This is a genomic window from Mesotoga sp. UBA5557, assembly GCF_002425715.1.
Lineage (GTDB): Bacteria > Thermotogota > Thermotogae > Petrotogales > Kosmotogaceae > Mesotoga.
The window spans coordinates 60,403-79,322 of sequence record NZ_DIMV01000073.1; the positions used below are offsets into that span (position 1 = coordinate 60,403).

An 18,920-nucleotide genomic window follows, 5' to 3' on the forward strand; every position below is an offset into this window, starting at 1 on the left:
CGATTAGATTGCCAAGGCCTTAATGCCCTGATATCTACCTTCAATTATCATCTTTCTCTCGATCATATTCAAGAGCTTGATCTTCGACATTCCCCAGTTACCGAAGAGAGTACCTTCGATCGGCGGATCGGAGACGAGTCTGTGGATTATTACGTTTTCGTTCAAATGCTCAAGAAAGAGAATGACTCTCTCCACAAATTGCTCTGCAGTACCTAGGTCCACTTTTCCCTTCTTATACATTCTCGCTAGCTCAGTGCCTTCAACAATGTACAGAGAGTGAATTTTAACTCCTTCGATACCAAGTACTGAGATCAACCTTGCCGCTTCGCAGACATCCTCTTCGGTATCCCAAGGCAGATTGGCTATCACGTGAGTGACTACCTCAATACCTCTCTTTCTCGCTCTCAATGAAGAATCAACAAATTGTGCAAGCGTATGTCCTCTATTAATAGCTTTCAGAGTGTTAGGATTAATGCTCTGAAGGCCGAGTTCAAGAATAACGTCAACTTCTTCGGAGAACTCCTCCAAAAGATCCAGTACTTCTTCCGACACAAGATCCGGTCTTGTCGAAATGTCCAGTATTACTACATCTTCAATGATAGCCTCTCTGTAAACTGTTCTCAGTCTTTCAATTGGTGCGTACGTATTCGAGTTGGCCTGAAAGTATGCCATGAACTTTCCAATTCCCTTTTTTCTAAGAAGAGATATTCTTTGAAAGAGCTGTTCCCTCAAAGAAAGACTGGAGTCAACAGAGAACCCGCTTCCCGAAGGATCGCAGTATATGCAGCCTCCAATTCCATTGACTTTATGAGGACATGAAAAACCGGCATCAAGTGGGACTCTATGAACATACTCGCCGTACTTAAGCCTCAGGTGAGTCTTCAGATCTTTGTAGGGCTTATGATTCAACGGATCTCACCAGACTCTTTTCGAACTCTCTGAAGGCATCAACTGCAGAGTTTACCTCCTCTTTGGAACTACCTATGAACAAATACAGCCACTTTCCCGAGAACCACGTCTTCACAAATCCTCCATCGATCTTCCCCGAAAATTCTCCATAGATCCACGGTATCGCACTTACGAGCGCTCTGAATTCATTTGAAATTTCTCTAATCAGCGAATACCAGAGACTCGTGGTCCCTGAAGCGGTCTCGAATTTCACTATATATATGCTGAGCTCCTTCGTTCCTTTTGCGAATTCTTTATGAAGAAGAAGAGAGTCTTCATTAAGAGTAAAGCCTAATAGTCTGCCTCCCACACTTGTAGTCGTTGAAATGTCCATGTAGCCACTCATAGTGAATCCTGCGAACCTACCAGGCACCAGGTCAACTCTGGAGCTTCCACAGGAAGAAACCAGAATTACCAGAAACAATAGCGCTACGATGAAACGGGATTGTTTGCCTCTCATTTCTTCACCTCCCGGTCGATTAATTCTCTGAAGCGTCTGGCTTTCAAGAAGGGCTTAGGCCAGTTCTCCTGTCCCAGCCTCTCTAAATGATCCGAAAAGAGAGTGCCGTCTCTCGGGTCCTTAAGCTCCCTATCAATTTCAAGCAAGGGGACCAGAACGAACTTCCTATTAATTATATCGCTATGAGGAACTGTAAGCTCTACTGTCTGGAGAACCGTTTTTCCGTGAAGCAAGATATCGATATCAATCTCCCTCGGACTCCATCTGAATCTTTGAACTCTGCCAATAGCATTTTCAATGAACTTAATATCTCTTATGAGTAACCTGACATCTCCTGAGTAACGGAACTTGCCGACACAGTTCAGGAAATCATCCTGCTCTGTGTTTCCGTACGGTTGTGTAGTGTATACTGACGAGACCTCTAAAAGAGGCAATCCCAATTCGATGAGCTTTGTGAAAGCTTCCGCGATGTAATTCAGTCTGTTGTCGATATTGCTACCAAATGCGAGAAATAGATCACTCTCCACTCAACTTCCTCCGTAATGACCACGCCGCTTCTTTTAGTCGCTGCACAGTGTCCAACGAGAATCCCTGCTTCCACCAGTGCGGAATGATCGAGTTGTCAAGAAGTAGTGGGTCAATATCTTCAGCAAATGAACCTCTTTCAATTAGTTCTTTCCATTGCAGAGTTCCTGGTATAGGCGTGAATTCGTTAAGACTTGGGGACAGGCCTAACTCTTCACAGATTCTCAGTGAGTCCAGTACATCTTCTTCGCTCTGTCCAGGTAGATTCAGCATGATGTAGGCGCTAATCTCCTTGTAGGCGAATCCGGCCTTTGAGAGGTTATCGACGGCTCTGTAGATATCGTTAAGAAAAACTTTCCCCCCTGTGGAAGTTTGCAAGGCTCGATCTGAAGTCTCCAGTCCGATTTTAATTGTCTTGAAGTTATTAGCGTACATCAAATCTGCGGTTTCCCTGTCTACAAATCGCGCGTGCACTCCATTAGGCAGGTGAAACCTTGTTCTTATGCTACGATGTTCGATTTCTTTCATAAGTGTCTTGAAACCGCCACCAACAAGAATCGCGTCATCAAAAAAGACAATGTCTGAGAGATTCGATGATTTAACCAGGTACTCGATATGCTCTGCAGTCTTTGTCGGATCTCTTCTTAAGAAATGGCGCCATAGATAACTACTTGCGCAGTAAACGCATCTGAAAGGGCACCCTAGACTGGTTATTACAACAGCATAATGCGGAGATTCGTAGGCCGAGTAATCGGGACTAAGCTCATCAAACCAATCAGACTGAACAGATTTGTTTATTCCGAGGAATTGCAGAGCCTTCTCTATAGGCTTCATTCCCGTTCCGGGACAGACCAAATCTGCTCCGGCATTCCTTTTTGCGTGTTCCGGAAGCAGCGTTGCGTAGACCCCGCCAAGCACAATAGGTATTGACGGCAACTCTTGGCGAACAACCCTTATTGTGTCGCTCACTCCATAATGCCAGTACGTCATCATAGAAGTAACGAAGACACCGTCAACGTGGTCTAGTTGTTGCAGTTTGCTCCTGAATACTTCTTCAGGAAAACCGAACCTCTTGAACCTTCTTGGGATGGAAGCTATACAGTCTGGTTTTGGAACAACGGTTTCCACGAACTTCCCGGTTCCGAAGTATTTTTCTCCTGAACCGGAGGAATATGAGAGAAGGTCCGAATCGTATCGATCGAGACAGTCAACTAAGACTGGTTCAACACTAAGGGTTTTCAGAGCAGAAGATATGTACAATAACCCCAAAGGCTTTAGCCAGTAATCGTAGGCCGATACATCTTCAATCCAAGGATTGATCAGTAATATTCTTTTCAAATGACTTCACTCGATTGTAATAGGATCTTATTCCCTTCAAGGTTAGATAAGGGTCGTCCATTTCTATGAACCCATCTTCGGTAATGAAGAGACGTGCTTTTCCACCCGTTCCAACGATTTTCGGCTTGACATCAAACTGCTTCTCGATTTCGCTAATAATCCCCTGCAGAGCGAAATACGTTCCGTTTACTATACCGATTCTAAGGTTGTCCTCAGTATTCGTTCCGAAGTAGTGGTCTTCAAAGAAGAGCTCGACTTCCGGCAGCTTTGCAGTCCTGGAGAAGAGAGCAGACATCGCCGTTTCAGGTCCAGGAAGAATTGCGCCACCTGCAAATGCGCCATCCATAACAATATCTATGGTAATTGCAGTCCCGACATCGACAACGATTACGTTGGCTCCGTAACATTCCTTCGCGCCCATTACGTTTGCCAGTCTATCGGCACCAATTTCCGAAGGGTTGTCTGTTTCCAGATCGACAGAAACAAACCTATCGGCCTTGACAAACATGGCCGGTTCCAACAGGTATTTTCTAGCGAAGTAATCAATTGTTGAGTTTAGTCTTGGAACAACGCTTGCCACACAAAGCCCTTTTATACTCGAAAGTGAAGCTTGTTCGTACCTCAAGAGTCCTTCAAGAATGACGAATAGTTCATCTTCCGTCTCGAGCCTCAAAGAAGGAAGCCTCCATACAGCCTCTATTTTGCTCCCACTGTCGAGACCAAAAACGGTCGTCGTGTTTCCCACGTCAGCAAGTAACAGCATTCTATACCTCCTAGCTAGATAGTAACATCTCATTTGGACTCTTTGTACTAGCATTGGTTCTGGCTAATCCTTGCTGTTTCACATTATCTTAATAATTCTCTCCACTTGATAGGCAGATGATGTGATGATATAATCTTTCTGCCAGCGCAGGCTGGAGACTGAAAGTGGGAGCGACTCGCTAGCTCAGCAGGTAGAGCACCTGACTTTTAATCAGGGGGTCGCGGGTTCGAATCCCGCGCGAGTCACCAGCGAGAGTGGCGAAATTGGCAGACGCGCTGGACTTAGGATCCAGTGGGGAGACCTGTGAGGGTTCAAGTCCCTCCTCTCGCACCAGAGAATGATTTTCTTCATGCGGATGTAGCTCAGTGGTAGAGCACCTGCTTGCCAAGCAGGGGGTCGCGGGTTCGAACCCCGTCTTCCGCTCCAGGAAGACGCCTGAAGGCGTCTTCTTTTTTTTTTTACGATCTTATCTTTCTGTTCCCGGATATCTATTCGGTCATTGAAAGAGCAGAAAGCGCTTTCTCGTAAGAAAAACTGGAAAGCAAACCTGCCTCAATGAGGGTCCTTTGAGCACCTCTGGTTTTCTGAATAGCTATCCGGCTGGGTTACCGTCTTCTTCTCACTCCCATTCGATGGTTGCAGGAGGTTTGTCAGTTATGTCGAAAACGACCCTTCCGACTTCCTTCACCCGAGACGTAATCCTTGAAGAGACTTCTCTAAGAAGGTTATGAGGAAGCGCATGCCAGGAAGCAGTCATGCCTTCATGGCTATCTACGGCTCTAAGTGCAACTACGAAACCATATGATCTCTTGTCACCTTTAACCCCGACGCTTGAAATTGAGAGCAGCACCGCAAAGGACTGCCAGATCCTTTCTATTTCGCCCGATTCCGTAAGCACTTCGAGAAAGATAGAGTCAACTTCCTTTAGTATTCTTGCCCTTTCGGCTGTTACTTCGCCGATTATCCTCACCCCTAGGCCGGGTCCAGGAAAGGGTTGTCTGTTAATCAGGGTTTCATCTATGCCGAGAGATCTACCAAGATTCCTTACTTCATCTTTGAAGAGTTCTCTTATTGGCTCGAGGAGCGTCAGTTTCATATTCTCAGGCAGACCACCAACATTGTGGTGACTCTTGATTTTCTCCGCACTTCTGGAGGATGCGCCGGATTCAATGACATCCGAGTAGATCGTTCCCTGCAGAAGAAAGTCTGCCCTCAGTTTATTTGCTTCTCTTTCGAAGACCTTGACGAATGTCTCTCCTATCGCTCTTCTCTTGTCCTCGGGATCAACAATCCCTTTTAGTGCAAAGAAAAACTCTTGGGACGCATCAACAGTTATAACGTTCATACCGAGACTCTTCAGAGTTCCTGGGACTTCAAGTTCCTCGTTCTTTCTCATCAAGCCATGATTTACGAAGATTCCGATGAAGTCGTCGCCTATTGCTCTGGTTGTCAATGCTGCAGCTACAGTCGAATCAACCCCTCCAGAAAGCCCGCCAACAACCTTTTTCCCTTCAACGGTTCTTCGGATCTCTGCAATCTTCTCATTCGCGAAATCAGAGATCTTCCAGTCCCGAGAAGCTCCGCATATGCCAAGTACAAACCTTTCTATCAACTCCTTTCCATATTGAGTTTGATGAACCTCTGGATGAAATTGAAAGGCCAAGTCTCTACCGTTCGTGAATCCGGCAATCGTTCCATTTCTGCTTCGGGCAATGACTGAACAACTCTCAGGTAGACTTGTTACTTCGTCTCCATGACTCATCCAAACTTCTATCTCACTAGGGATTCCACGAAGATGATTAGTGTCGACAGATATCGCAGTGAGGCCGTACTCGCCACGAATTCCGCGTGAGACAAACCCTCCCATTCGTTTTGCCAGCAGGTGCATTCCGTAGCATATTCCGAGGATAGGCACGGAGAGTTCATGTAGTTGTTCAGGGAAATCAGCAGAGCCTTCTTCATAGACGCTTTGCGGGCCGCCAGAAAGAACAACGCCTCTTATGCTGTTGTCGAATGTGAAGCAGTCCGGAGTTGTTACGGTGCAAAGAACACCGATTTCTCGTATTCGTCGAGCGAGAAGGAGCGTGTATTGAGATCCGTAGTCTAGAACAATAATCCTGTCCATTTTGCCTCCGAAAGAAAAAACCCCCAGGCGGGGTAGTATTAATGCACGCCGTAGAAAGAAGGTTATGGCCTTCTGTAGAAACTCCCGCGCCGATTCGCGGGATTATACGGGTAAATGGATTCTATCACCTCGGAAAACGCTAGGTACTAAGGATTAGTAAATAAAGAATCACCACCGGCCAAGAAGCCCCACACTCCAGGTTCTCTCGAAACTAATAGATTCGATCTTATTAGTGAGGTTAGTACCAATTCCGGATGTAATAAGCATGTCTCCAACCCTAACCTCGATTCCTCCTCCGACAAGAAAATCCATGTTTCCGAGAAGATCCGCGTTCATTGAGACTCCTGCTCGAGCCGAAAAAAGACTGTTGTATGTGTACTGTGTCGAAAGGCCCAAATACTTGATTTCCAATCCCTCTCTTGTTCCCAATTCAAGTCCTATCATGAAAGGGTCAGGAACAAATCGTATTCCTGCCAGAAGATCGATCGAATTTGCGGATGAACCGCTATTCCAAATAGAACTACTGAAGGCTACTACGTAGTCCAGGATCTCGTAAGCCTTTCCAGTAATACCACCCTTGATTGCGACACCGTAGTTTGTTGTTGTTGCGGTGGACATGTTTATTTGTAGATCTACGCCATAGGCAGTTAGGGGCCCAAGTTCGCCAGATATCATGTAGCTGAGCGACCTAATACTTGACGTTTTGCCAATATCCATATAGTACTGAAGCATTCCAGCCATTCCGTCATCGGAGTCCTCAAATAACTGAACATATAGCCCACGCTCATTCGATGAAGGGGAAGCGGTTGTGGTGAGTTCAACAAAGCTCGATGAAAATGCTGAATTGAGTACTCCATAGAGATCTGATGGACTTCCAAATCCCGAACTATACCCTTTTGCCAGTATGCCATTTCCTCCTGTTTGAAGCGAGAATGGATTCAATGCCGCAGTAACCACACCAAGAGATACGACCACTAAAATCAAGAGCTTCTTCATCTTATCACCCCATACGTTCTTCAGAAGTCTTTGGATTAACTGCTTGAATAAGGCCGGTTTCTAGGCAGTAGTTTTTGAATTCAGCCAGTCTATCTTCAAGTATAGCCTCTCGGATCTTCTTCACGAACTGCATAAGAAAGCTGATGTTATGGTAACTCAACAGAGTCTTTCCAAGTATCTCATCCCTCGTAAAAAGGTGATGAATGTACGCCTTACTGTATGTTGAACAGACTTTGCATTGACAAAATGGATCAACAGGAGATCTGTCCAACTTGTTTCTCGCCGATTTCAGGTTAACTCTTCCCCGAGATGTGAGAGCTGCCCCGTGCCTTCCTAGCCTTGTGGGGAGAACACTGTCGAACATGTCAACGCCGTTTTCGACAGCAACCATTATCAGTTCGGGTGTCCCGACTCCCATTAGATATCTAGGCCGATCCTCCGGTAGTAACTCGACAGAGCTTGAAAGCACCCTCTCGGTAGTCTCAAAATCCTCTCCGACGCTCAACCCGCCTAGTGCAAACCCGTCAAAATCCATGGCGGTTATTTGAGAAGCGCTTTCTTCTCTTAAGTCGTTGAAGAACCCTCCCTGAACCACACCGAAAAAGGACTGCTTACTGTTCCTTCTATGTGCGATCAAAAACCTCTTTGCCCAAGCCGTTGTTCTATTCACGGAATTCCTTATGTATTCCTTTGTTGCACTTGGTTCAGTACACTCATCAAAGGCCATTGCAATGTCCGATCCAACAGCTTCTTGTATCTCCATCGAAAGCTCTGGAGTAACGAAAAGACTCCTCCCATCAAGTGGTGAACGAAACTTAACTCCTTCATCGCTCACCATTTTGTCTTTTAGCGAGAAAACCTGGAACCCCCCGCTATCCGTTAGGATTGAATGACCCCAAGACATGAACTTGTGAAGTCCACCGAAATCTCGTAGAATATCGAGCCCCGGGCGCAAGAACAAATGAAAAGCGTTGCCAAGTATTATTCTTGCTTCGAGTTCTTGGAGCTGGTCTTGCCATATTCCCTTAACTGTTCCATTGGTCCCAACCGGCATAAACACTGGCGTATCAAACTCTCCGTGAGGAGTACTAATAATGCCGGTTCTTGCCTTTGATTCGGTGCTAGATGCTCTGATGCTCAGCTCAACCATTTCGCTTCCCGATTATCTCGATGATTTTCTCGTAGGAAGCGTTTATCTGTTTTTCCAACTGCTTCATTTCTTCATTTATCCACGAGCCATAATCAGGGTCTTTAAGAGATTTCATGTTTATCATTACGTTGGCTTTAGCTATTTTGTAAACCGCATGAAGAAGGTGAGCGGCACTCTCTGCGTCCGAAAGCACATTTGAGTTCCCCCACTTGGCAAGTCGTTCGACGTTGAAAATGATATTCTTGCAGCGTCTGGCGAGATCAAAAGGCACTTCTATTGCTGTTTTCAAAGCCTGCTGAACCTTCATTTCCCTGCTATTCTTTTCATCATCTGTGGCCTTTGACATCTTATAGGCTGACATCACCTGGTCGAACGCCTGGATATCGCGGTTCATCAGATCACATAGGTAGTTGCTTTCTGACTCAAAGACTTCTAAAGCGGACTCCATATGACCTTCGACATCTTCGTATCCCTTCTTGCCAATAGTCAAGTTCGCAACCATAGACCCTAATGACGCTGCGAGAGCAGCTACGACCGCACCTACTGCTCCGCCTCCTGGAGTTGCAGATTTCTCAGCAACTTTCTTCAAGAAGTCTTTAACTGGTAGTGTGCAGAAATCCATTTTAATAACCCCCCCGATTATCATTTGATTCTCCAGTCACTATCTTTATACCAGAACTTGTACCTATCCTGTTTGCGCCGGCGACTATCATTTTGAGAGCATCTTCTCTTGACTTGACACCTCCGGAGGCCTTTACTCTGCATTTGTCACCGACCACAAATTTCATAAGCGAAACATCTTCTATGGTTGCTCCACCTGAGGAAAAACCGGTAGAAGTCTTCACGAAAGCGGAACCTGCCTCTCTCGAAATAACGCAGCCAGCGATCTTCTCTTCTACGGTCAACAAACAAGTTTCCAAAATCACCTTAACAGGTTTTCCATGAGCCGATTCTACCACTTTAACTATGTCATCAAAAACGGTTTCGTACTCTCCAGCCTTTAGAAGGCCCACGTTGATCACCATGTCAAACTCGTCTGCCCCATTGTCAGAGGCCCATGAAGCTTCGAAAACTTTTGCTTCACTTGACATCTGTCCCAAAGGAAATCCCACAACAACCGTCTTTTTTACATCACTTTCTGCGAGCAACTTACTTGCCAAAGGAATGTATCCGCTATTCACACAGACACTCCAGAACTCATAACGCATAGCTTCTTCACAAAGCTTTTTTACCATTTCTGGTGTTGCGTCGGCCTTCAGAAGAGTATGGTCGATGAATCTCGAGACATTTAGTTTATCGGGCAGTTCTCTAACAACAGGAGAGTATTCTTCCTTGTATCTCCTTATTTCGTTCCTAACTGATTCTTCAATCATCGCATCACCTTTCCTTCTCTCACTCTTTTTGAAATCTCAAAGCTCCAAATCATTTGAAATTCCCTGCATAGCTCTTAAGGAAAGAGAGAGAAACTCCGAAAGAGAAATTCCAAATTCTGAACAACTTGCCATTTGCTCCCTGCTTGCGCCCTTAGCAAACGACTTCTCCTTGAATCTGTTCAAGAGGAATTCGACATCAATATCGACAAGTTGGGTTCCTTTTCTGATAAGGACGGCAGCTACTATGAACCCTGTCACAGGGTCGGCTGCATAAATGGCTCTCTCAATAAGTGACTCCCTCTCCTTCTTATCACAGTGCGCTAGAATAGCATCTTTCACTTCGTTGGGAAGATCCTTTCCTTCAAGCATCTGCACGGTCTTGTTACCGTGTTCATTGAAATTATCCTTTGTGAATTCGTAGTCAAGATCATGGAGAAGCCCTGCCATGGCCCAAACATCTCTGTCCTGTTCCAGCTTTTCAGCCAGAGCTTTCATTACCGCCTCAGTAGCAAGTACGTGCTTAATTAGATTCTTTGAATGTATGTTGTCTCTTATAAGAAGCATTGCCTCTTCTCTCGAAATCATTATGCGCCACCTCCGCTGTGAAGACCTTTCCTGCTGCAAAACTATAGTATCTGCCGCTTCCTATTATAACGTGATCCAGCATCTTAATTCCGAGAGTTTCTCCAGCGTTTCTAATCCTAGAGGTAATGCCTTCGTCCTCTTTGCTGGGAGATGGATCACCGGAGGGGTGATTATGGACGAGGATTATTGCTGCGGCAGTTCTGCTGATGGCGGGTTTGTAGACCTCTCTGGGATGAAGAAGGGAAGAATCCAGAATTCCTATGCTCACAGTGTTGAGACCTCTGTAGTTCAGTTTGGTATCTAAAGAAATCACTCTTACTGTCTCCCTATCCATGAAGGCCATATCATGGCAAAGACAGTAGACACCCTCCGGTTCGTCAAGACGTACCCTTGTATTTTCTGACATTTCTCTGAAGATTCTCTGCCCTAGTTCAAGAGAGGCTTTCAGACACACGGCTTTTGCTGTGCCGAGCCCTTTGATATTCATGAGTTCAGATACCTCAGCAGAAAGAAGCGCAGTCAACGAACCATAGTAGTTGAGAAGCTCTTCACTCATCTCAAGTACACCTTTGCCTTTGCTCCCTGTTCTCAGCAGAATTGCTATTAGCTCACTATTGGTGAGAGAGCCGGCACCGTATTCTATCAGTTTCTCCCTTGGCATCAGTTGGGTGTCCATTTTATTCTACCCCCCGCGAATGAAGCTCCTGCCATAGCCTTCCAACTGGTAATCCCATCACATTGTAAAAGTCTCCTGTAATGCATTTTACGAAGAGTGCTCCGTAATCCTGTATTCCGTATGCGCCGGCTTTGTCCAGAGCGATGCCGCTTTCCGCATACTCTCGCAAAACTCTCTCAGGTACTTCTCTGAAAGTGACTTCGGTCTCTTCAATAAACTCGAAGGCGATTTTCTCGGAAACTACTGACAGTGATGTGTATACTGAGTGAGTTTTTCCTGTAAGGGACGAAAGCATCCTGAATGCCTCATCAACAGAACTTGGTTTTCCAAGTACAAATCCATCTAACACAACTACTGTATCTGCTCCCACAACTATTGAATTGGGACGTCTGAGATAGACGTTTTGGGCCTTTCTGTGAGATAGCTCCGAAAGCTCAGCTTCGGAGTATCTCTCAGAGAGATTCTCTTCAACTCCTTCGGGAGGGACGATCTCAAAGGGGATTCTTAGTAGCCGAAAGAGCTCCTTTCTTCTGGGAGAAGATGAACCTAATATCAGTCTTGCCAAAGAGTATCACCAATCCTTCGAATGACTTCAAATGCAATATAAGCATTGATTACTGCCGATATCGATCCAAGAAGTAACATATAAGGGTAAAGAAAAACGATCTCAAAGCTTTTCACAACTAACGTTGAAGCAACCAGCAATTGAGTGAAATTGTTGACAGAAGCACCGACAAGGCTGATTCCTATCAAGCCGAATTTCTCTGTTCTGCTAAGTAGCCACATAACTGAGGCCGATGTAGAAGCTCCCGAAATCCCCATCAAGAATCCAGGTGTTGCAAGTCTTCCTGTTAAGAGGCTGCCTATGAAGGTTTTCCCAATAGAAATGGCGAGAACGTCTTTGAATGGCATTCCTGAAAGAGCTAATATCAAGACAAGATTTGAGAAGCCCCATCTTCCGCCTGGAACTGGCAAAGGAAAAGGTATGAGGCTTTCTAGAAGATAAAGTACAGAACCTATCGCTATTAACATCGATAGTGTGGTTACTCTTCTTGCCTCCATTACTACTCCATCTTCGCGCCAGGTTACAAGCCCGCGCCAAAATTTTTCTGCGGACAAATTTGCCGGTTGCACAAGGGATTTCACCTAGACACTTTGAAAAAAAGCCTCACTGCGTTATCACATCGATGTCGCTTATGCCTGAAGGAATTCTTATGATTATCTTGTTTGGAACGCATACAATCGGTATATTCGGCTTGTCTATCGCGCCTTGTGAAACACATAGTTTTTCTGGGCAATCGGAATCCACAACTGAGATCCTTCCGCCTTCCACTTTGACTAGCATTCCAACATCAAGATAAACTCGTTGGTCTTCCTTAAGGTTCACCGTTCTTATCAGATTCCCTTCAAAATAGATCTCAGCTACATGAGCGGAGGTTCCCCTTGGGAACAAAAGAATCACAATCACTGCTAACAGTGACACAACAAGCGCGAAGTCGTATTTTGTGAATAACTTCATCGCTCCTGATATACTTCAAAACCCGGCGACTTAAAAGTACTCATATCTTCCATTACGAGAAGAACGAGTGCTCCAAATCTCGGCAAGAATGTTACTCCCGGCTCCATCCCAATCACAAAGGCGGCAGTTGCATATGCATCTGCAAGCATGGCACTTCTGCCAATAACGGTTGCGCTAATAACTCCGTTGCGGGATGGGTATCCAGTCTCTGGATCGAGAATGTGGTGGTAACGTACGTTGTCTTCCATAAAAAACCTTTCATAGTCCCCAGAAGTAGCAACTGCACCATCATATAGATAGATATACTCGATTACGTCTTGGACACTCTCCCCTCTCGGATCTCTCACACCGATTATCCACGGCCTGCTTCCGTACTTCGGACCAATTACCCCAATATCTCCGCCAGCATCAATGAAGCCAGTCGCTCCCTCGTCGAGCGCTTTGATCTTCGCAATAGCCATATCTACTGCGTATCCCTTTGCAATCGCTCCAAGATCCATCATTGCACCGTCCGACAGCGAGACATATCCTGTCTTCTCATCGAACGTGATCCTGGAGAATCCGGTGGAACGTAGAGCGGCTTCGATTTCATCTTCTGAAGGAATTCTTCTCAACGAAGACTCATCGTCAAAACCCCACAGTCTGGTTAGCGAATAAAGTGTAGGATCGAATGCACCGGATGTGTTTCTCGAGATCTCAAGAGCGGACTTAATAAGGAAACTTGTTTCTTTGTCGATGTCATGAAGCTCTCCACTTCTGTTTAGCTCGGCAATTATGCCGTTGGTTCGGCTACCGAATTTCTCGTCAATTCGCTTGATCTCGCTTAAGGCGGCTTCTGCCAGAGCAACAGGAGACATTTTCGAGGATGAAACTCTAATGGTAACATAAGTCCCAAGAAGGTATTCGGTTCTGTCGTAGTACTCAACAGGTTTCTGTCGAAAGAAAACGAAAATCAGCAGAACCATCGCAGAGATAAAAAGCAACGCATAGGCTACAGTTCGGCTTCTCAGGAGACTACAGGAATCTCTTCCTGGCACTTGTTGCACCTTCCTTTTTCATCTATCCCAACCACTGAGCTCCGCATACCTTTTCTCTCGATTAGCAGGTTCCCGCAGCGAGGACAAATAGTATCGGAGAGACCGGGAAGGTTCACATTTCCAACGTACACGTATCTCAAATATTCCTTCGCTACTTCTGCAAGTACTGTCAAGGATTCAAGCGGAGTAGGAGGTATTTCACTTTTGTAGCTAGGATGATATCTGTTTATATGGAGGGGAATGTCTTTCGAAAGCTCTGAAATCCATTTTGCCTCTTCTCTCATTTCTTCAGTGGAATCATTCTTACCAGGAATTATTAATGTTGTCAATTCCAAATGCGTTCCTACCTTTTTTGCCGTCTCTATTGATCTTAGAACATTTCTCTTCTCTGTGCCAATTTCATTAATGTAGAAGTCATCGTTCCAACCCTTTAAATCGATATTCATTGCTCTAACCGACTGTGAAAGGAGATCCATTGGCTCCTCTTCAATCACACCGTTTGTAACAAGTACACTGTAAATTCCTTCCTTTGCCGCCGCTCTCGAGGTGTCAAGAATGAACTCGAAAGAGACTATTGGTTCATTATACGTGAATGCGATGCCCCTAGACTCCCTTTCCAGGGCTATCTGAATCAGCTGCTGAGGCATCACACGCTTCACTGTTTTCGGTCTCTCTTTGGAGATTTCCCAGTTCTGACAGAAATTGCACTTAAGATTGCACCCCCACGAACCTACCGACAGTATTGTCTCTCCCGGATAGAAATGGTACAGAGGTTTCTTCTCGATTGGATCTATTGCTATCGAAGTAAGCTGACCGTAATTCAGCGAATACAGCATTCCGTCAACGTTCTTCCTTACACCACAGAAGCCAACCTGATTTGGCTTAATTACACAACGCATAGGACAGAGGAGACACTGAAGAGCGTCTTCTTCACCATATTCGTCAAAATACACGGCCGATTTCAAAACAACCACCTCTTATCGTTGTCAGTAATACCTTTCAACCGCGAACCTGAATATCCTGTAGTCCTCGGATTCCCTGATACCTGCTTTACGTAATGCTATTCTCAACTGCTGCTGAACAGTTTCGACGCCTTCCAGATCGGGTAGAAGGACACCCTTTCTGTTTCCGAGGGTGACAATAACCCCAAACTTCTTTGGATTTAGTTCTGCAACAGTTGTCTCCTCAGGTAGTCCCAGAATGTCCACCGATATATCCAGACATGGCAATTCGCCCACGCTAATTGGTGAGAACCGAGGATCTCTAGTCGATGCTGAAATCGCATTGTTTATTATCTCAAGAGCTACGTTTTCTTCGGTGGGATATATCGTTCCTATGCACCCTCTAAGCGAGCCGTCACGAGTATGGATTGATACGAAACATCCGGCCCTTCTGGCAGTCAATTCCTCAGAAACCCATTCGGGCACAGGAATTACCGAACGCTGCTGCAAATATTCCTCCAGCGCATATTTTGCAACTCTTACAGGCTCGGAATTTGGCAACTCTGTCCCTCAGTCGAAGAAGATCTGAGACAACTTGTAGTATTCAAAAGGCACAAGCTTCTTCGTGGCTATTCCATACTCAAGAGGTATAGAGATAATGTCATTGCCCCTAAGTGCAACCATTCTTCCAAAATCACCTTTCATAACAAGCTCCATTGCATGAACTCCATATCTAGTTCCGAGAATTCGGTCGAAAGCAGTTGGAGTACCTCCTCTCAGAAGATGTCCAAGAACTACTGATCTTGTGTCGTAACCGGTCCTCTCAGAAATGATGTTTGCCATATAATGGGCGATTCCTCCCAGTTTGATATGCCCGAAAGCATCGATCTTACTTTCATCGCCCACAACGTTCTCAAGTTCTGTTGGTTTGAACCCTTCGGCAACAGCAACAATCATATAACCATAGCGATCCATCCTGTTCTTCACATAGTCAAGGATTTCATCTATTGTCATCGGGTATTCGGGAATAAGTATAAGATGAGCCCCGGCAGCCATCCCTGCTTCTAGAGTAACCCATCCTGCTTCGCGCCCCATTAGCTCCACGATGATTATCCTTCCGTGAGACTTCGCGGTTGAATGCAGCCTGTCAATAGCATCTGCTCCAACATTAACAGCCGTCTGATACCCGAAAGTATAATCTGTATTTGCAACGTCGTTGTCAATTGTCTTTGGAACCCCAATCGTTTTGTATCCCATAGAGGAAAGCTTTGCGGCGACACTTAACGTATCGTCTCCACCGATGCCGATAATTGCGTCCAGTCCCAACTTCTTAATGTTTTCCTCCATCTTGGTTCTCATATCTTCCGACTTAAAGGGGTTTGTCCTGGATGTTCCGAGAATAGTACCGCCGAGGATGTGAATTCCTTCAACATCGTTATCGGTAAGCTTCATGCTTTCTCCGATGACCAGCCCTTTCCAACCGTGCATCAAGCCGATTATTTCCACGCTTTCTGGAGCAGATTTGACAATTCCTCTAATAACAGCATTCAACCCTGGGCAGTCCCCGCCGCCAGTCAGTATCCCAATTCGCATTACTAACCTCCTGTAAGTTCTAATAATGCTGACGCATAGACTGTATAATTATAACATGAAGTGACGCAATCTTGTCTGACGACAGAGAGGGAAGAGGCTTATGAAGCTAAGTTTGAAAACATTGAGAGAACATGTGACATCTCCGGAATACTCACCAACTACGTTGAGAGGTCTTGCTGCCAAGCTAGAGCTAAGCGATAATGAAAGCAGGGCATTGCTCAAGAAATATCTTCAGCAATTGGTTGATTCATCGGTAATCGTTAAGGATTCCAAGGGAAGATACATCTCTCCTGGTGAGAAAACGGTAGTAGGGACAGTAGAGTTTGCTAGAAGGAACATGGGAGCCTTTATAACTATTGAAGACGGAGAAGATATCTTCATACCGTCGGAGGATACCGGCTTCTCAATTCATGGAGACACTGTCTTCGTAGAGATAACCGGCAGATTCAGAGAGATAAGAAAAGGAAAGATAGTCAAAGTCATAAAACGGAATAAGGAAAAGGTAGTAGGTACCTTCAAGACAAGGGGAATGATGGCCTTCGTAGTACCTGATGACATCCGAATAAAGAGCGACTTCTACATTCCACCAGAAGGATTCAACGGAGCAAAACCAGACGACAAAGTTCTTGTGAGAATTACCAAATATCCGTCACCGGGGAGAAATCCAGAAGGAGTAGTAGAGCGAGTTCTCGGAGATGCGCTAAGTCCAGAGGTAGACCTCTTGACGGTCATATACAAGCAGGGTCTGCCGGAGCCCGGATATTTTCCCGAAGAAGTTAAGACTCAGGCCGCTAAGATGTCAAGGAAGATTAGCTCGAGAGAGATAAAAGAAAGAGAGGATCTCCGGAGTGAACTGGTATTCACAATCGATGGCGATGATGCGATGGACTTCGACGATGCGATTTCTCTCAAAAGGAATTCCGAAGGGAATTATATGTTGGGAATTCACATAGCCGATGTCTCATACTATGTTCGCGAAGGGACGCAGATCGATTCCGAAGCCTATTCAAGAGGAACGTCTGTGTATTTGCTTGATACGGTTATTCCGATGCTCCCATTTGAGTTGTCAAACGATATTTGTTCGCTGAGACCAGAAGAAGACAGGTTGACTCTTTCTCTTTTGATTGAAGTAGATCAGAGAGGACGGGTGGTTGCCTCCGAGATTAGGAATTCCGTGATCAATTCAAGGAGAAGACTTACTTACTCGGAGGTAAATGGATTTCTTAATGGAGAAGCCTCTGCCGAAACGATGGAAAAGCTTAGGCCTGTTGCCGAGTCTTTGAGATTATCACATGAGTTGGCTCAGAAAATCAGAGATCTCAGAAAGAAACGGGGCTCGGTCATGGACATTTCTTCGAGAGAAGTCAAGATCATTTTTGATGAAGAAGGCAGAGTAGCAGATATCCTGCCTCAAACCCGCGGGATTTCTGAGTGGATTATTGAAGAGTTTATGATACTGGCCAATGAGACAGTGGCCGAGATTTTCAACAGTAGAGGATTACCATTTGTTTACAGGATTCATGAAGAGCCTGATCCTGAGTCGATGATGCAATTGAAGAACTATCTCGAAGCTCTTGGCATGAAGGTAAAAATCCCCAGAAATGTTCATCCTAAAGCTCTTCAACAGATACTTGAGAAGACAAAGGATCATCCTCTCCACACTTCGATAGAGAGAGTTCTTGTAAGAGGTATGAAGCGAGCGGTATATTCCAGTAGGAATATCGGGCATTTTGGGCTGGCCTCAGAAGCATACACTCACTTCACTTCGCCTATAAGAAGATATCCAGATTTAATTGTGCACAGGCTCCTGAAGAAACTGGTGAATAACTCCGGGACAGACCTCATTGAGGAATCAAAGGATCTTGAAGAAGTTCTTCCCAAAATTGCTTCTTGGGCTTCTAAGAGAGAGAGAGTTGCGAATGAAGCTGAATGGGATTTGCTAGACATGAAAAAGGTCGAGTATATCGCTAACAGAATCGGTGACACCTTTGACGGCGTTATAACAGGTGTCACGAAGTTTGGGATTTTCGTAGAGCTTACGGAGAAGATGATATCAGGTCTAATCCATATTTCGACTCTAGATGATTATTACGATTTCATAGAAAACCAGAACATTCTAGTTGGAAGGAAGAGTAAGAGGATTTTCAGAATCGGTGATCAGTTGAGAGTTCAAGTTATAAGGGCAGACAAGACTACAATGGAGATAGATTTCAGCATAGCAAGAGAGAAGGAATCAAGAAACAACAAAAAGAAAACCGCATCATCAAACAAGTCCAGAACGAAGGAACACAACGGGAAGAAGAGAAAAAACTAGTACAGAGGCTCAAATCCTTGGGTGTTCCAGTATTCCTTCATAAGAGACTCATAGAGACTGAGAAGAGCCTGCTTGTGATTTTGTTCCCATTTTGAGAGCGTACTGAATAATCTCTTGATTTCGGCTTTCGAAGATTCCTCTGATTTTTGATTATAGAAGTCTTCGAAGTCTTTCTCTATAAGATAAGCTATTCTAAGCGCGGATAAGTCTCCAGCTAGGGAGTCAACAGAAATGCCTTTCAGCTCAAGAGCCTCCCTCGAAGAGAATGTGTCCCTATCTTCGATTTCTGTGAAAGAGATTTCATCTCCTCTAGAGACTCCTTCGAACATTGCGGCGATGAAAGATACGTGATCCATTTCCATTTCCGCCAGTTCAGCGAACAATTCCCTAACTTCCGGAACGTGAATTTCCCTGGCTCTTTCTCTATAGAACTTTGCACCCTCTCTCTCTCGGGCCAAAGCATACTTCAAAATAGCCAACTCTTCATTTCCCATATTGCGCCTCCTTAAGTTCTATTAAGACATTCACAAGTATTATCTCATTACTTTTCACTTCAACCAAGAGATGCTTGATGTTC

Annotated in this window: 20 protein-coding genes, 3 tRNA genes, 1 pseudogene and 1 riboswitch; of the genes and pseudogenes, 4 read left to right on the top strand and 20 right to left on the bottom strand. The window is 45.1% G+C overall.

All coding sequences use genetic code 11. From position 1 onward, the window contains the following. Window positions 1-3 precede the first annotated feature (3 nt). Genes B3157_RS10320 through B3157_RS10340 form a run of 5 tightly spaced genes read right to left on the bottom strand, consistent with a single transcriptional unit; the run spans window position 4 to window position 4,034 of the window. Window positions 4-909 (bottom strand): TIGR01212 family radical SAM protein, encoded by a 906-nt coding sequence (locus B3157_RS10320; protein ID WP_292590360.1) that lies wholly within the window; start codon window positions 907-909, stop codon window positions 4-6. After that, a complete protein-coding gene (locus B3157_RS10325) occupies window positions 899-1,408 on the bottom strand; it encodes a hypothetical protein (protein ID WP_292590361.1) in 510 nt (169 codons plus the stop codon). Before B3157_RS10325 ends, B3157_RS10320 begins: the two co-directional genes overlap by 11 nt. After that, a complete protein-coding gene (folK, locus tag B3157_RS10330; protein ID WP_214060403.1) occupies window positions 1,405-1,935 on the bottom strand; it encodes a 2-amino-4-hydroxy-6-hydroxymethyldihydropteridine diphosphokinase in 531 nt (176 codons plus the stop codon). Before folK ends, B3157_RS10325 begins: the two co-directional genes overlap by 4 nt. Then, complete coding sequence (locus tag B3157_RS10335) at window positions 1,925-3,271, bottom strand: B12-binding domain-containing radical SAM protein (protein WP_292590362.1); 1,347 nt, start codon at window positions 3,269-3,271, stop codon at window positions 1,925-1,927. The genes folK and B3157_RS10335 overlap by 11 nt, the downstream gene beginning before the upstream one ends. Then, the gene (locus B3157_RS10340) at window positions 3,237-4,034 is read right to left on the bottom strand and encodes a type III pantothenate kinase (protein ID WP_214060532.1); all 798 of its coding nucleotides are present in this window, start codon (window positions 4,032-4,034) and stop codon (window positions 3,237-3,239) included. The genes B3157_RS10335 and B3157_RS10340 overlap by 35 nt, the downstream gene beginning before the upstream one ends. 172 nt (window positions 4,035-4,206) lie before the next feature. Here B3157_RS10340 and B3157_RS10345 point away from each other — a divergent pair. The 3 genes from B3157_RS10345 to B3157_RS10355 all read left to right on the top strand — a co-directional run bounded on the left by B3157_RS10345 (window position 4,207) and on the right by B3157_RS10355 (window position 4,460). Further along, a tRNA-Lys gene (locus B3157_RS10345) sits at window positions 4,207-4,282 on the top strand. Further along, a tRNA-Leu gene (locus B3157_RS10350) sits at window positions 4,283-4,367 on the top strand. Window positions 4,368-4,385: 18 nt separating this feature from the next. Beyond that, window positions 4,386-4,460, top strand: a tRNA-Gly gene (locus B3157_RS10355). Window positions 4,461-4,653: 193 nt separating this feature from the next. On the opposite strand, the gene guaA is transcribed toward B3157_RS10355, so the two are convergent. The 14 genes and pseudogenes from guaA to B3157_RS10425 all read right to left on the bottom strand — a co-directional run bounded on the left by guaA (window position 4,654) and on the right by B3157_RS10425 (window position 16,029). Next, window positions 4,654-6,159, bottom strand: coding sequence for a glutamine-hydrolyzing GMP synthase (gene guaA / locus B3157_RS10360; protein ID WP_292590363.1), 1,506 nt, complete (start codon window positions 6,157-6,159; stop codon window positions 4,654-4,656). Window positions 6,160-6,190: 31 nt separating this feature from the next. Next, window positions 6,191-6,289: riboswitch (purine riboswitch) on the bottom strand. Between the two features lie 38 nt (window positions 6,290-6,327). Further along, window positions 6,328-7,155 (bottom strand): hypothetical protein, encoded by an 828-nt coding sequence (locus B3157_RS10365; protein ID WP_292590364.1) that lies wholly within the window; start codon window positions 7,153-7,155, stop codon window positions 6,328-6,330. A gap of 4 nt (window positions 7,156-7,159) precedes the next feature. Further along, window positions 7,160-8,305 (bottom strand): tRNA guanosine(34) transglycosylase Tgt, encoded by a 1,146-nt coding sequence (gene tgt / locus B3157_RS10370; RefSeq protein WP_214079222.1) that lies wholly within the window; start codon window positions 8,303-8,305, stop codon window positions 7,160-7,162. Continuing rightward, window positions 8,298-8,927, bottom strand: a complete 630-nt coding sequence (locus B3157_RS10375; RefSeq protein WP_214061095.1) for a cyclodeaminase/cyclohydrolase family protein — start codon at window positions 8,925-8,927, stop codon at window positions 8,298-8,300. Before B3157_RS10375 ends, tgt begins: the two co-directional genes overlap by 8 nt. A 1-nt stretch (window position 8,928) precedes the next feature. Next, window positions 8,929-9,678, bottom strand: a complete 750-nt coding sequence (gene deoC / locus B3157_RS10380) for a deoxyribose-phosphate aldolase (protein ID WP_214061096.1) — start codon at window positions 9,676-9,678, stop codon at window positions 8,929-8,931. Window positions 9,679-9,714: 36 nt separating this feature from the next. After that, window positions 9,715-10,263 carry an HDIG domain-containing metalloprotein gene (locus tag B3157_RS10385; protein ID WP_214079223.1) on the bottom strand — a complete coding sequence of 183 codons (549 nt, stop codon included), beginning with the start codon at window positions 10,261-10,263 and terminating at the stop codon, window positions 9,715-9,717. A 40-nt stretch (window positions 10,264-10,303) separates the two neighbouring features. Beyond that, window positions 10,304-10,939: pseudogene (gene radC / locus B3157_RS10390) on the bottom strand (RadC family protein); the annotation flags it as partial. 1 nt (window position 10,940) lies between these two features. Next, on the bottom strand, window positions 10,941-11,504 hold the full coding sequence (locus B3157_RS10395) for a Maf family protein (RefSeq protein ID WP_292590367.1): 564 nt from the start codon (window positions 11,502-11,504) through the stop codon (window positions 10,941-10,943). Beyond that, entirely contained in the window at window positions 11,492-12,001 is a 510-nt protein-coding gene (locus tag B3157_RS10400; protein WP_214061100.1) for a Gx transporter family protein, read from the bottom strand. Before B3157_RS10400 ends, B3157_RS10395 begins: the two co-directional genes overlap by 13 nt. 106 nt (window positions 12,002-12,107) lie before the next feature. Next, window positions 12,108-12,458 (bottom strand): NusG domain II-containing protein, encoded by a 351-nt coding sequence (locus B3157_RS10405; RefSeq protein ID WP_214061101.1) that lies wholly within the window; start codon window positions 12,456-12,458, stop codon window positions 12,108-12,110. Then, on the bottom strand, window positions 12,455-13,495 hold the full coding sequence (locus B3157_RS10410; RefSeq protein WP_214061102.1) for an FAD:protein FMN transferase: 1,041 nt from the start codon (window positions 13,493-13,495) through the stop codon (window positions 12,455-12,457). Before B3157_RS10410 ends, B3157_RS10405 begins: the two co-directional genes overlap by 4 nt. Continuing rightward, window positions 13,465-14,460, bottom strand: coding sequence for an AmmeMemoRadiSam system radical SAM enzyme (gene amrS / locus B3157_RS10415; protein WP_214061103.1), 996 nt, complete (start codon window positions 14,458-14,460; stop codon window positions 13,465-13,467). The genes B3157_RS10410 and amrS overlap by 31 nt, the downstream gene beginning before the upstream one ends. Window positions 14,461-14,481: 21 nt before the next feature. After that, complete coding sequence (gene amrA / locus B3157_RS10420; protein WP_292590369.1) at window positions 14,482-14,997, bottom strand: AmmeMemoRadiSam system protein A; 516 nt, start codon at window positions 14,995-14,997, stop codon at window positions 14,482-14,484. A gap of 9 nt (window positions 14,998-15,006) precedes the next feature. Further along, window positions 15,007-16,029, bottom strand: a complete 1,023-nt coding sequence (locus tag B3157_RS10425; RefSeq protein ID WP_214061105.1) for a 6-phosphofructokinase — start codon at window positions 16,027-16,029, stop codon at window positions 15,007-15,009. Between the two features lie 100 nt (window positions 16,030-16,129). On the opposite strand from B3157_RS10425, the gene rnr reads away from it, so the two are divergent. Next, a complete protein-coding gene (rnr, locus tag B3157_RS10430; RefSeq protein ID WP_292590371.1) occupies window positions 16,130-18,343 on the top strand; it encodes a ribonuclease R in 2,214 nt (737 codons plus the stop codon). Here the strand turns inward: rnr and B3157_RS10435 are convergent. Further along, the gene (locus B3157_RS10435) at window positions 18,340-18,837 is read right to left on the bottom strand and encodes a ferritin-like domain-containing protein (RefSeq protein ID WP_099828814.1); all 498 of its coding nucleotides are present in this window, start codon (window positions 18,835-18,837) and stop codon (window positions 18,340-18,342) included. The genes rnr and B3157_RS10435 overlap by 4 nt on opposite strands. Window positions 18,838-18,920 lie beyond the last annotated feature (83 nt).